General features: G+C 73.0%; 11 protein-coding genes. 5 read left to right on the forward strand and 6 right to left on the reverse strand.

Going from position 1 to position 12848, the window contains the following annotated elements; genetic code table 11:
* Positions 1 to 451: 451 nt before the first annotated feature.
* The 3 genes from OG737_RS23895 to OG737_RS23905 all read right to left on the reverse strand — a co-directional run bounded on the left by OG737_RS23895 (position 452) and on the right by OG737_RS23905 (position 3865).
* Entirely contained in the window at positions 452 to 1291 is an 840-nt protein-coding gene (locus OG737_RS23895; protein ID WP_405921953.1) for a GNAT family N-acetyltransferase, read from the reverse strand.
* 125 nt (positions 1292 to 1416) lie between these two features.
* Entirely contained in the window at positions 1417 to 2217 is an 801-nt protein-coding gene (locus tag OG737_RS23900) for a PaaX family transcriptional regulator C-terminal domain-containing protein (protein WP_328928185.1), read from the reverse strand.
* Positions 2218 to 2221: 4 nt separating this feature from the next.
* Positions 2222 to 3865, reverse strand: coding sequence for an AMP-binding protein (locus OG737_RS23905; protein ID WP_328928186.1), 1644 nt, complete (start codon positions 3863 to 3865; stop codon positions 2222 to 2224).
* Positions 3866 to 3984: 119 nt separating this feature from the next.
* Here OG737_RS23905 and OG737_RS23910 point away from each other — a divergent pair, with 119 nt between their 5' ends.
* Both OG737_RS23910 and OG737_RS23915 read left to right on the forward strand, forming a co-directional pair.
* The gene (locus OG737_RS23910) at positions 3985 to 5136 is read left to right on the forward strand and encodes an acyl-CoA dehydrogenase family protein (protein ID WP_405921954.1); all 1152 of its coding nucleotides are present in this window, start codon (positions 3985 to 3987) and stop codon (positions 5134 to 5136) included.
* The gene (locus OG737_RS23915) at positions 5133 to 5531 is read left to right on the forward strand and encodes a RidA family protein (protein WP_405921955.1); all 399 of its coding nucleotides are present in this window, start codon (positions 5133 to 5135) and stop codon (positions 5529 to 5531) included. Before OG737_RS23910 ends, OG737_RS23915 begins: the two co-directional genes overlap by 4 nt.
* A gap of 28 nt (positions 5532 to 5559) precedes the next feature.
* On the opposite strand, the gene OG737_RS23920 is transcribed toward OG737_RS23915, so the two are convergent.
* A complete protein-coding gene (locus OG737_RS23920; protein WP_328928189.1) occupies positions 5560 to 5766 on the reverse strand; it encodes a 4-oxalocrotonate tautomerase family protein in 207 nt (68 codons plus the stop codon).
* A 41-nt stretch (positions 5767 to 5807) separates the two neighbouring features.
* Positions 5808 to 6542, reverse strand: a complete 735-nt coding sequence (locus tag OG737_RS23925; RefSeq protein WP_405921956.1) for an SDR family NAD(P)-dependent oxidoreductase — start codon at positions 6540 to 6542, stop codon at positions 5808 to 5810.
* Positions 6543 to 6651: 109 nt separating this feature from the next.
* Here OG737_RS23925 and OG737_RS23930 point away from each other — a divergent pair, with 109 nt between their 5' ends.
* Entirely contained in the window at positions 6652 to 7560 is a 909-nt protein-coding gene (locus OG737_RS23930) for a LysR family transcriptional regulator (RefSeq protein ID WP_328928191.1), read from the forward strand.
* 33 nt (positions 7561 to 7593) lie between these two features.
* On the opposite strand, the gene OG737_RS23935 is transcribed toward OG737_RS23930, so the two are convergent.
* Positions 7594 to 8964: an aminopeptidase P family protein gene (locus OG737_RS23935; RefSeq protein WP_328928192.1), complete on the reverse strand. Its 1371-nt coding sequence runs from the start codon at positions 8962 to 8964 to the stop codon at positions 7594 to 7596.
* Positions 8965 to 9158: 194 nt separating this feature from the next.
* Between OG737_RS23935 and OG737_RS23940 the strand changes: the two genes are divergently transcribed.
* Together OG737_RS23940 and OG737_RS23945 are read left to right on the forward strand one after the other, a co-directional pair.
* Positions 9159 to 11570: a collagenase gene (locus tag OG737_RS23940; RefSeq protein WP_328928193.1), complete on the forward strand. Its 2412-nt coding sequence runs from the start codon at positions 9159 to 9161 to the stop codon at positions 11568 to 11570.
* Positions 11571 to 11643: 73 nt separating this feature from the next.
* On the forward strand, positions 11644 to 12816 hold the full coding sequence (locus tag OG737_RS23945) for an FAD-binding oxidoreductase (protein ID WP_328928194.1): 1173 nt from the start codon (positions 11644 to 11646) through the stop codon (positions 12814 to 12816).
* Positions 12817 to 12848 lie beyond the last annotated feature (32 nt).

Below are 12848 nucleotides of genomic sequence, written 5' to 3' on the forward strand. Positions count from 1 at the left end.
GGCCCCGAAGGGCCTTCAGGCCTCCGGCGAATCTGGGGCAGTGGTCACGGCCAGCGGCCCGACGGTGACCAGCAGGACGGCGGCGGTCCTGACTCCCACTCCGTGCATGGGAGTCCGGCGCATGATCGAACGTGTCGGCCATGTCACCGAGAGCAGAGCCCCCAGGCCGACCCCGGCCGCGCCGCGCCGACGAGGACCGTGTCCCCCTCCCGGGGGGGTGCCTGCCCGGCAGGAGAGCGCCGAGCACGGTTCACCGGCCTGCGGAGGCAGACCTCCCGGCCCTGGACCACCGGACTGCCGTTGGCACGCCCAGCCGGCACCTGATGAACGCAAGCCCAACGGCTGCTCGACCACAGCCAGCGGGCGACTCTGCTTTGCCCATGCGCCGCGCGCAACGGCGCGGTGGCCGAGGCTTCGGCCACGGCAGGCGGCGGCCTGCGGGCCGGGCCGCTCAGACGCGGACCACCTCGACACGGTCCTCGATCGGGGTGTAGCCCAGGCGCAGGTAGATGCCGTTGCTGGTCGGGTTGGCCAGGTCGGTGAAGAGCAGCACCTCGGAGGCACCGGCCGCGTACGCCGCCTCGCTCGCCGCGTGCGTGACCCCGGCGGCGTAGCCGCGGCCACGGGCCTGCGGCGGGGTGTAGACCGGGCCGACGCGGGCAGCCGAGCCGATCGGGCGGTTGAAGGAGGCCAGCGAGACCGGGGCGCCCCCGTGCTCCCAGAGCAGGATGCCGTCGTACGAGATCCGGTCGCGCAGGACCGCCTCGGAGGCGGAGCCCGGGATCCCGGTCTCGGCGTTGAACTTGTCGATCCACGCCGTCAGCAGCGGCAGATCCGCCTCGGCGGCGAGCCGGGCGTGCCCGGCCGGCGCGGGATCCGGGGCGACCAGGCCGTCCAGCCGGTACAGGCGGGTCTCCTCGGCGATCCGGGTGGGTCGCCCCCAGGCCTCGGCCAGTGCCTCCGCGTCCGGGCGGCGGGCGTTGATCCCGTGGAGTCCGGCGAGCAGCGGCTCGGTGGTGAGAGCGGCCCCGAGGGCCCGGACCGCGTCCTCGGGCACCGCGCTGAGCAGCAGCGGGAACGGCGGGGTGCACAACAGGCCCCCGGCAACGACTCCGTCGGCGCCGGTCCACCAGCCGAATAAGGGCTCGTCCGCCCCGTAGGCGGCGGTCCCGCGCCGCTCCAGTGCGTCGGTCACGGTCAGCAGGGCGGTATGGCCGACGGGATCCGCGGCCACGGCCGGGCCCGCCGCGGCCAGATAGGCCGCCAGGTCCGAAGTGAAGGTCCAAGTCATGGCCCATCCTCGCGCGGCCCCGGAGCCCCGCGCATCCGACTTTCAACGGGGGGCCGGCCCGTGCCGTGCCTCAGACGAGATCGCGGGGCGGCGGGGAGACGTGGAAGACGAACGGCCGTCGTCGGTCACGGCTGTACGAAGCGCGCCCCCGCGTCCCGCAGCCGCGCGTGGAGCTCGGAGAACACGGCTGCCGCGCGGTCGCCCGGCCAGTCCGACGGCAGCAGAGCGCGCGGCAGGCCCGGGTCGGCGTACGGCAGGCGCCGCCAGCTGTCCAGGGCGAGGAGGTAGCCGCGGTAGGCCTCCTCCGGGGTCGGTTCCGGGCCCGGCTGGAGGGCGCGCAGGGCGGGTTCGTGCTGGTCGAGGAATTCCTCGTGCTGTTTGGCCAGGGCCGTCAGGTCCCACCAGCGGGCCACGGCCTCGGCCGTCGGCGCGAAGCCGAGGTGGGCGCCGCGGAACAGCTCCACGTACGGCGTCAGGTGCAGCCGTTCCAGGGTGTGGCCGGTCTCCTCGGCCAGCCCCGCCGGGGCGATCCACACGCCCGGCGCCACCGCGCCGAAGCCGAGCCGGGCCAGCCGGGAGCGCAGCAGGTGCCGCTTGTTCCTCTCCTGCTCCGGGACGGAGAACACCGCCACCAGCCACTCGTCCGACAACTGAGGGCTGCCGTAGATCCGCCGGTCGCCGTCGTCCAGCAGCTGGCGGGCCTCCTCGGAGAGCTCGTAGGCCGCCGAGCCGTCGGCGGCGCGCGCGGGCAGCAGGAAGCCGCGCCGCTTCAGCCGGGACACCGACGAGCGGACCGATGGGGCGTCCACGCCGGCCGCGCCCAGCAGGCGGACCAGCTCGGACACCGGGACCGGTCCCTCGAAGGCCCGCCCGTAGGCGCCGTAGAACGTGACGATCAGAGATCGCGGAGTGTGCTGCTCGGCCACGGGTTCACTCTAGGACCTGTCCCGGTTCCCGCAGGCGGAAGCGTTGCAGTTTGCCCGTCGCCGTGCGGGGGAGGGCGGGGAGGAAGACGAAGGAGCGCGGGCACTTGTGGGGGGCCAGCTCGGACCGCATGAAGGTGCGCAGGTCCTCCTCCGTGAGCACCGCACCGTCACGCGTGACGGTGTACGCCACCACGACCTGCCCGCGTCGCTCGTCCGGTCGGCCCACCACCGCCGCCTCCAGCACGTCGGGGTGACGCAGCAGGGCCTCTTCCACCTCCGGGCCCGCGATGTTGTAGCCCGCCGAGATGATCATGTCGTCGGCGCGGGCGACGTAGCGGAAGTACCCCTCCGGGTCGCGGACGTAGGTGTCGCCCGTCAGGTTCCAGCCGCCTTGTACGTACTCCCCCTGCCGGGGATCGGCCAGGTAGCGGCAGCCCACCGGGCCCCGTACCGCCAGCAGCCCCGGCTCGTCGTCCGCGACCGGCCGGCCGTAGGGGTCCACCACGCGTGCCTGCCAGCCCGGGACCACCCGGCCGGTCGTACCCGGCCGGATGTCCTCGTCGGCGGCGGAGATGAAGATGTGCAGCAGTTCGGTCGCCCCGATGCCGTTGATGATGCGCAGGCCGGTGCGCTCGTACCAGGCCTGCCAGGTGGCGGCGGGCAGGTTCTCCCCGGCGGAGACGCAGCGGCGCAGCGCGGAGAGATCGTGGGTGCCCACGTCGTACGGGCCGAGCGCGTCCAGCATCGCCCGGTACGCGGTGGGCGCCGTGAACAGCACCGTCACCCGGTGCTCGGCGAGCGCGGGCAGCAGGTGGCGCGGCCCGGCCTCCTCCAGCAGCAGCGCGGACGCCCCGGCCCGCAGCGGGAAGACGACCAGCCCGCCGAGGCCGAAGGTGAACCCGAGCGGCGGGCTGCCCGCGAAGACGTCGTCGGGGCGGGGGCGCAGAACGCGGCGGGAGAAGGTGTCCGCGACGGCGAGCAGGTCGCGGTGGAAGTGCATGCAGCCCTTCGGCCGTCCGGTGGTCCCGGAGGTGAAGGCGATCAGGGCGACGTCGTCGCAGGAGGTCGGGGCGGCGGGGAACGGTCTGCCCGCGTGCCGCTCGGCGAGGCGCAGCAGATCGTCCGGGGCCTCGCCGCCGTACGCGGTGATCCGCAGCCCCGGCACCTCCGCCTTGACCAGGTCGTCCAGCACGTCCGCGTGGCACAGGGCGTGGCCCACCCGCGCCATCGCGCAGACCGTGGCCAGCTCCTGGGCGCGCTGCTGGGGCAGTACGGTCACCGCCACCGCGCCCGCCTTGACCACCGCGAGCCAGCAGGCGGCGAGCCAGGGGCCGGTGGGCCCGCGCAGCAGCACCCGGTTGCCGGGGACGACGCCGAGATCGACAGTGAGCACGTGGGCGAGGCGGTCCACGCGCTCGCGCAGGCCGCCGTACGTCCACACCTCGCCCGCGCCGCTGCGCAGGGCGGGGCGGTCGGCGCCGCCCGCCCCGAACCGGGCGATGGTGGCGTCGAGCAGTTCGGCCGCGCAGTTCAGGCGGTCCGGGTAGGCCAGTTCGGGCAGCTCGAAGAGGAGTTCCGGCCAGGTGTCGGCGGGCGGCAGATGGTCGCGGGCGAAGGTGTCGGCGTGAGCGGAAGGCTTGAGCTCCAAGGCGGGTGCGCCCCCTTGCGACGTCCGGATTTTGGGTGGAGCCGGCCGTGCGGTACCACACGAGCGTATCGTGATGGTGACGGCAGTCAACAGGACGCGATAGAAGCGGGGATGTTCGGATGACCGGATTCGCGCTCGGGGTGGACCAGGAGGAATGGTGCGCGCACTTGCGCGCGCTGTCGGCCGACCGGCTGCGGCCGCTGGCCGAGAAGGGCGAGCCGGGGCGGATCAATCGGCCGCTGCTGGCAGAACTTGGTGAACTGGGTCTGCTGGAGCGGGTGTTCACCTCCGGCGCGCTGGAACTGTGCCTGCTGCGGGAATCCCTCGCGTACGGCTGCACGGAGGCCGAGACGGCGCTCGCGCTCCAAGGACTGGGGGCGTACCCGGTCCTGCGGGCGGGGAGTGAGGCGCAGCGCGCGCGCTGGCTGCCCGGGGTGCGCGCCGGGCGGGCGGTGGCCGCCTTCGCGCTGAGCGAGCCGGGGGCGGGCTCGGACGCGGCGGCACTGGCACTGGAGGCGGCCCCCGATCCCGGGGGCGCGGCCGGGGGCCGGAGCCGGGGCGGCTGGCGGCTCAGCGGGGAGAAGTGCTGGATCTCCAACGCCCCGGAGGCGGATTTCTACACGGTGTTCGCCCGGACGGGCGAAGGGCCGGGCGGCAAGGGGGTGTCGGCCTTCCTGGTCCCGGCGGACCGGCCCGGGCTCACCGGCGAGGCGCTCGACATGCTGTCCCCGCACCCGATCGGCTCCCTGACCTTCGACGGCGTCCCCGTCGGCCCCGAGGACCTGCTCGGCGAGCCCGGGCGCGGATTCCGGGTCGCGATGGACACGCTGAACCTCTTCCGGCCGAGCGTCGGGGCGTTCGCGGTCGGCATGGCCCGGGCCGCGCTCGACGCGACGCTCGCGTACACGGCGGGCCGGACCGCCTTCGGCGGCGTGCTCGGCGACCTGCAGGCGGTGGCCCACCGGGTGGCGGAGATGGCCACGCGCACCGAGGCCGCACGGCTCCTCGTCTACGCGGCGGCGGGGGCGTACGACAGCGGCTCGCCGGACGTCCCGCGGCGCGCGGCCATGGCGAAGCTCCTCGCCACGGAGACGGCCCAGTACGTCGTGGACCACGCGGTCCAGCTCCACGGAGCCGTCGCCCTGCGACGGGGCCACCTGCTCGAACACCTCTACCGGGAGGTGCGGGCCCCGAGGATCTACGAGGGCGCGAGCGAGGTCCAGCGCACCATCATCGCGAAGGAGATGTACCGGGCGGTGGCGCCGCGATGAGCCTGGAGCGGATCAACCCGGCCGAGCTGTCGCCGCCGACGGGCTTCTCGCACGCGGTGGCGGCGACCGGCTCCCGGCTGGTGTTCCTGGCGGGCCAGACCGCGCTGGACCCAGCGGGCAAGGTGGTGGGCGAGACCCTGCCCGAGCAGTTCGAACGGGCCCTGTCCAACCTGCTGACCGCCCTCGCGGAGTCCGGCGGCGCGCCGGCCGACCTGGCGCGCGTGACCGTCTACGCGGTGGACGTGCCGGCGTACCGGGACTGCGCCGCCGAACTCGGGCGGATCTGGCGGCGGCTGGCGGGCCGCGACTATCCGGCGATGGCCGTCATCGGCGTGGTCCGCCTCTGGGACGAACAGGCGATGGTCGAACTCGACGGCGTCGCGGTCCTGCCGTAGCCGCACATACGGCTAGCCGCGCAACCGGCTATCCGCGCGTGCGGCGGCGGTACTCGTCCGTGCGGACGCCGCCCACGCCCCAGTCCTCCAGGGCGACTTCGTCGATGAGGACGAACGTGGTGGCCGGGTCCTTGTCGAGGACCCGGACCAGAAGGTCGGTGACCCCGGCGATGATCTCGGCCTTCTGGGCCGGGGTGGCACCCTCACGGGTGATCTTGACGTTGACGTACGGCACGGTGGCAGGTCCTTCCTGGTCGGCGGGGGAGAGGCGGGGGATCAGGCGCGGCCGGTGACGTGGCCGCCGTCCACGCGCAGGGCGTGGCCGGTGACGAACGCGGCGCCCGCGAGGTAGAGCACCGCCTCGGAGATCTCGGAGACCTCGCCGACCCGGTCCAGCAGGGCGAGACCGCCGAAGGAGTCCACGTCGGAGTCCGCGTGCAGCGGCGTACGGACGATGCCGGGCGCGACGAGGTTGACGCGGATGCCGTCGGCCGCGAGCTCGGCGGACAGGCTCGTGGTCAGCCCGTGCACACCGGCCTTGCTGACCACCGGAGCGGAGGCCGGGAAGCCGGCCAGCCCGTGGTCCACGAGGACGGTGCCGATGTTGACGATGCTGCCGCCCTCGCCCTGGGCGCGCAGCGCCCGCACCACGGCCTGGGTGGTGAGGTAGGTGCCCTTGAGGTTGCCGGTCAGGAAGCCGTCGAGCTCTTCCTCGGTGACCTCGGTGAAGGGCTTGGAGGCGAAGGTGCCGGCGTTGTTGACCAGGACGTCGATCCGGCCGAAGCGGTCGATCGCGGTGCGGACGAGTGACTCGCCGGTCCGGGGATCGGCGATGGCGCCCGCGACCCAGGCGGTCCGCTCCGGACGGCCGAGGCCGGCCGCCGCCTTGGCGAGGCGCTCGGGGTCCCGGCCGTTCAGGACGACGTTGGCGCCGCTCGCCAGGAAGGCGCGGGCGATGTCGAGGCCGATGCCGCTGGAGGAGCCGGTGATCAATGCGGTGCTGGTGTTCATGGTTCATGCGCCTTTCGCGGCGGTGGGTTCGTCCGGTGACACCAGAAACGTACGAACCCTCAACGCATAACACCACGACGTAGATTGGATCATGTGATAATCCCAGGTTATGGATGTGGATCTGCGTGACCTGGAGCTCCTCGCCGCCACCGCCGAGGCCGGCTCGCTGACCGCCGCCGCCGAGCGGCTCTACGTCAGCCAGCCGGCCCTCAGCCAGCGGCTCACCCGGCTGGAGGCCCGCCTCGGCATGCCCCTCTTCGACCGCAAGGGCCGCCGCCTGATCCCCAACGCCGCGGGCCGCCGGCTGCTGGTGGCCGCCCGCCACGTCCTCGGCGAACTGGAGTCGGCCTCCCGTGACCTGCGCGAGCTGCGCGACGGCCGGGACCGGCGGGTCCGCTTCACAGCGCAGTGCAGCACCACCTTCCCGTGGCTGCCGCCCGTCCTTCGCGCGTTCCGCGCGCGCGAACCGGACATCGACGTGCGCATCGAGACCGTCGCCGACGACGCGCCGATCCCGGCGCTGCTCGCCGACCTGGTCGACGTCGCGCTGGTCACCAAACCGGACCTGCAGATGGAGCGGGTGTCCCTGACCAGGCTGTTCGAGGACGAGATGGTGGCCGTGGTGCCCGCCGGACACCCGTGGGCCTCCCGCGCGCACCTGACCGCCCGCGACTTCGACGGCGCCGACCTCGTCCTCTACGACTTCTACGACCCCAAGCGCATCCCGTCGATGCCGCTGCCGATCCCCACCGGAGCCCGCCCGGCCAGGATCACCACCATGCCGGTGGTGACCGACCTGGTCGTCGAGATGGTGGCGGGCGGCCAGGGCGTGACGGTGCTGCCCAACTGGGTGGCCGCCCCGTACGCGTCCTCCCACGGCCTGGCGCTGGTCCGCATCGGCGCCAGGCCGCTGACCCGCACATGGTTCTGCGCCACCCGCCCCGGCCCGCGCCCGCCCCACGTGGACGCCTTCGTCGAGGAGCTCACCAGCAGCCTCACCGCCCCCGTGAGCGGCTAGGTTTGTTGTCCGGACAAAGGCGTCTTGTCCGGGTCAGCCCTCCAGCAGGCGGCCCATCCACTCCTCGATGCCCGCCACCGTGCGCGGCAGGGCGCCCGACATCAGGCGTGCGCCGTCCGCCGTGACGACCAGGTCGTCCTCGATGCGGACCCCGATGCCGCGCAGCTCCGGCGGCAGGGTCTCGTCGTCCGGCTGGAGGTACAGGCCCGGCTCCACCGTCAGGACCTGGCCCTCCTCCAGGACCCCCTCCAGGTAGGTCTCCGCCCGCGCCTTCGCGCAGTCGTGGACGTCCAGGCCCAGCATGTGGCCGCTGCTGCACAGCGTGTACCGCCGGTGCAGGTCGCCCTCCGCGTTCTTCAGGACGCCCCACTCCGCCAGACCGTCCGCGATCACCCGCATCCCGGCCCGGTGGAAGTCCCCGAAGCTCGCCCCCGGCCGCAGGGCCGCCATGCCCGCCTCCTGGGCGGCCAGGACCAGTTCGTACACCTGCCGCTGGACGGGGGAGAAGCGGCCCGACAGCGGGAGGGTGCGCGTGATGTCCGCCGTGTACAGGGTGTCCGTCTCCACGCCCGCGTCCAGGAGCAGCAGTTCGTCCCCGTTCAGCCGGCCGTCGTTGCGGATCCAGTGCAGGGCGCACGCGTGCGCGCCCGCCGCCGCGATCGTCTCGTACCCGGTGCCGTTGCCCTCGGCCCGCGCGCGCAGGCCGAAGACCCCCTCGATCCACCGCTCCCCGCGCGGATGCGCCAGCGCGCGCGGCAGCGCCCGTACGACGTCCTCGAAGCCCGCCGTCGTGTGGTCGACGGCCAGCTGGAGCTGCTCCACCTCCCACGCGTCCTTCACCAGGCGCAACTCCGAGAGGGCGGCGGCCAGTTCCGCGTCGGTGGTCGCGTCCCGGCCTGCCGGTGACCCGAGCTGGTCCAGGTGGGCGCAGCGGATGCCGGTGAGGCGTTCCGCCTCGGCCAGGTCCGGCCGGCGGCCCACCCAGAACTCCCCGTACCGGCGGTCGCGATAGAACTCCCCGCTGCCGTCCCCCCGGGCCGACCGCGGCCGCAGGTACAGCACAGCCTCGTGCGCGTGCGGGCCCGAGGGCTCCATGACCAGCACGTGGCCCGCCTGGTCCTCGCCCGCCAGGGCGGTCAGCCAGGCGTACGCGCTGTGCGGGCGGAAGCGGTAGTCGCAGTCGTTGGAGCGGACCTTCAGCCCGCCGGCCGGGATGATCAGCCGCTCGCCGGGGAAGCGGGCCGAGAGCCGCGCCCGGCGGGCGGGGGTGACGGCGTGGCCGGGGACGCGGGCGGACTCGGGCAGGGGGGAAGCGGCCCAATTGCCCGCCATGTACCGGGACAACTCATCTGATACCGGCAGATCGTGGCTGCCCGTGTTGAGGCGGGAGGGGGTGTCGGTCACGGGGGGCTCCCTCAAGAAGACGCGAACTGATGGGCGCACAGGTCTTGTCAGTGCAATTTCACATTACTATGTTACAGCTCACATCGCGGCACGTTAATCCCCGTCAAACGCCGCGTGACGCAGAGCAGTTGAACTCGCTCAGGGCATTTCACACGCACCACCCCCCACGTCACCCTCTCCATCAGGAGTTCTCGGTGTTCAAGCACAGAGCAGTGCGTTCTTCCCTCCTCGCCTCCGCCGTCGCGGTCACCCTTCTCGCCACCGCGGGCCAGGCCGCCACGCAGGCAGCGGAGTCCGGAGCCCCGGCGGCGTTCACCGGCGCCCGGTCCGCCACCCCGGCCCCCGGCCCCGTAGGGAACCCGTTCGACGAGGTCGACCACCTCGCCGACGCGCCCAAGACCGACTCCTCGCCCGCCCCGGCCCCGGGCGGGCAGGCCATCGCCGGGCAGGTCCCCGGCGCCGCGACGGCCGCCACCGCCACCGCCACGGCCGAGCGGGTCGAGAAGAGCGGCAAGGCGGCCGCCCAGTCCGCTCCCACCGCGCAGTGGGGGCACCTCCCAGCGGTAGCTGGGGGAGTCGCCGCGGGCGTGCCCTGCACCCTCGACGGGATCACGAACCTCTCCCCGGAGCAGTTCGCCGACTTCCTCGCCGATCAGGCCGTCCTCGCCGACGGCTGTCTGCGCGGTCTCATCTGGACGTGGGACGCCCGCCTGGCCCCCGTGATGTCCGACGCGCACGTCCAGGCCGTGTCCCGCCGGATATCCGGCCTGGCCGCCGCCCACGACGGCCGCAACTCCTCCCACCTGGAGGAGATGTTCACCTACCTGCACGCGGTCGCGTACCACGACTACTCGCGCACCGAGATCGACGTCACCGACCCGCCGACCGTGGACGCCATGCGCCAGGCCATCGCCGCCTTCGGCGACGCCGCGCACACCTTCGACGTCACGGCCTCCAACGCCCGGACCCTGCGCGAGGCCCTCTACGCCGGCAGCGCGCCGGGCCTGCGCCAGCACCAGCTGGGCCTCATCAAGAAGGTCCTGGCCACCATGGACCCGGCCCACCCGGCCACCCACCTGGACGCGGGCTGGGCGGGCGCGGCGCTCGCCGGCCTCTCCGTCAACTACCTCGGCGTCTACGACGGCAACCACGACACCGCCTTCCAGGCGGCGGTGGCGGCCGACCCCGCGTACCGGGCGGTCTTCAAGGGCTTCTCGGGCTACACCCACCTCAAGGGCACCGGCAACGCCTGGGTGGTGCGCGACGCGCTCGGCGAGTACGGCCGCTTCGGCCAGATCCCGGCCCTCAAGGACCAGATCGTCGCCGACATCGGCGCCCTGCTGGAGCCGGTGAAGTCCACCTTCGGCACCGAGCCGTGGGCCAAGCTCGTGTCCTGGCTCAACTACTACCAGGCGTGCAAGCAGTACGGGGTCTGCAAGGAGGACATCGAGAAGCAGCTCTTCCCTTACACCTACACCTACGACAACGGCGGCATCAAGGTCCGCACCGCCCTCGACCGGGCCACCGTCGACCAGCTCTACTACGCGAGCAAGCAGGTCAAGACCCAGTACCACCGGGTCCTCGGCACCGACCAGCCGCTCGCCGGCGACCCCAACACCACGCTGAACATCGTGCTCTACGCCTCCCGCGCGGACTACGAGAACTACCACCCGATCCTGACCGGCTACGGCACCAACAACGGCGGCATCTACATCGAGAACGGCGCCACCTTCTACACGTACCAGCGCCGCGTCCCCCAGGACTCCTCCCTCACCCTCGAAGAGCTCTTCCGCCACGAGTACACGCACTACCTCAACGGCCGCTTCGCCGTCCCCGGCTTCTTCGGCCAGGGCCCCTGGTACGAGGGCGACCGCACGACCGCGATGGACGAGGGCACGGCCGAGTTCTTCGACGGTGCCACCCGCGACAACGGCATCGCCGTCCGCAAGTCCCTGGTCAAGAGCATCATCAGCGACACGTCCGGCGGCGGCCCGCGCATGAGCGTCGAGCAGCTGCTGAACGCCACCTACGACGGCGACGGCTTCCGCTTCTACAGCTACGCGGGCACCTTCTTCGAGTTCCTGTGGACCGAGAAGCCCACCCTGCTGCGCGAGATGTACACCCACCTGCGCAACAACGACGTGGCCGCGTACGACGCCTGGCGCCACCGGATGGGAGCCGACACCTACCTCCAGCGCGATTACGACCGCTTCCTGGACGCGCAGATCGCCAAGGTGGACCAGCTGTTCGTGCCGAACACCTCCTTCACCCCGAACGACCAGCTGCGCGACTCGGCGCTGGCGTCGGTGAAGTCGGCCTTCGCCACGGCCACGTACAACACCCCGGACTGCGTGGAGAACGGCGACCCCGGCAAGCGCCGCTTCACCTGTACGGGCCGGATCACCGCGAACCTGAAGAACTGGCGCAGCGACGACCAGAACTTCAAGGACATGTCCGAGACGGTCGACTACTTCATCCTCGACCGCGCCGGCGCGGCGTCCAACAACCTCGCCGACATGAACTGCTCCTTCGGTCCGCTGGAGATCTGGAGCAACAAGACGGCGGGCTCGTCGAGTTACAGCTGTGAGGGCCCGCTCCGCAGCTGACCCGTCCCGGACCGGTCCCGCATCCCGCGGGACCGGTCTGGGCAGCCACTAAGGAATGTGACATATTACTGCCGTGCTCAAGAGACACCCACTGGACGCCGTGATCATCGGCGCCGGCGTCGTCGGAGCGGCGTGCGCGTACTACGCGGCCCGCGCCGGACTTTCCGTGGCCGTGGTCGACCGCGGCCCCGTCGCGGGCGGCACGACGGGCGCCGGCGAAGGCAACCTGCTCGTCTCCGACAAGGAGGCGGGACCGGAGCTCGACCTGGCCCTGCTCTCCACCGGCCTGTGGACCGAACTGGCCGGCGTCCTCCCCCAGGAGATCGAGTACGAGGCCAAGGGCGGCCTCGTCGTCGCCCCGAACCAGGCTGCGCTGGAGGCCTTGCGGAGCTTCGCGGAAGGCCAGCGCAAGGCCGGGGTCGACGCGGTCGAGGCGGGGGCCGACGACCTGCGCACCCTGGAGCCCCATCTGGCCCGGGGCCTCGCGGGAGGATTCCTGTACCCGCAGGACGCGCAGGTGCAGCCGGCCCAGGCGGCGGCCCGCCTGCTGGCCGCGTCGGGCGCCGAGGTCCACCTCGGCGAGGAGGTGACCGGGATCCTGCGGTCCGGCGAGGCGGTCCGCGGCGTCCGCACCACCCGGCGCGAACTCCTGGCTCCGGCCGTGGTGAACGCGGCGGGGACCTGGGGCGGCCGCGTCGCGGACCTCGCGGGCGTGAGCCTGCCGGTCCTTCCGCGCCGCGGCTTCGTCCTGGTCACCGAACCGCTGCCCCGCGTGGTCCGCCACAAGGTCTACGCGGCCGACTACATCGCGGACGTCGCGAGCGGCTCCGCGGCCCTGCAGTCCTCGGCGGTGGTCGAGGGCACCCCGTCGGGCCCGGTCCTCATCGGCGCCACCCGCGAACGGGTCGGCTTCGACCGGACCCTCTCCACCGAGGCCCTGCGCCGCCTCGCCGCTCAGGCGGCGGCGCTCTTCCCCGTCCTGGCCGACGTCCGGGTCCTGCGCACCTACCACGGCTTCCGCCCGTACCTCCCGGACCACCTACCGGCGATCGGCCCCGACCCCCGCCGCCCCGGACTGCTGCACGCCTGCGGCCACGAGGGCGCGGGCATCGGCCTGGCCCCGGCGACGGGCCTACTGATCGCCGCCGCCCTCACCGGAACCGAACCTGTTCTGGACGCGACCCCCTTCCGCCCGGAACGCTTCGGCGAGTCACCCGACGCCGGGGACGGGGACGGGCCGGGGTGACGTCCGGGACGTAAAACATGATTTGTCGGCAC

Origin of the sequence: Streptomyces sp. NBC_00122, assembly GCF_045160845.1 — a bacterium.
GTDB lineage: Bacteria > Actinomycetota > Actinomycetes > Streptomycetales > Streptomycetaceae > Streptomyces.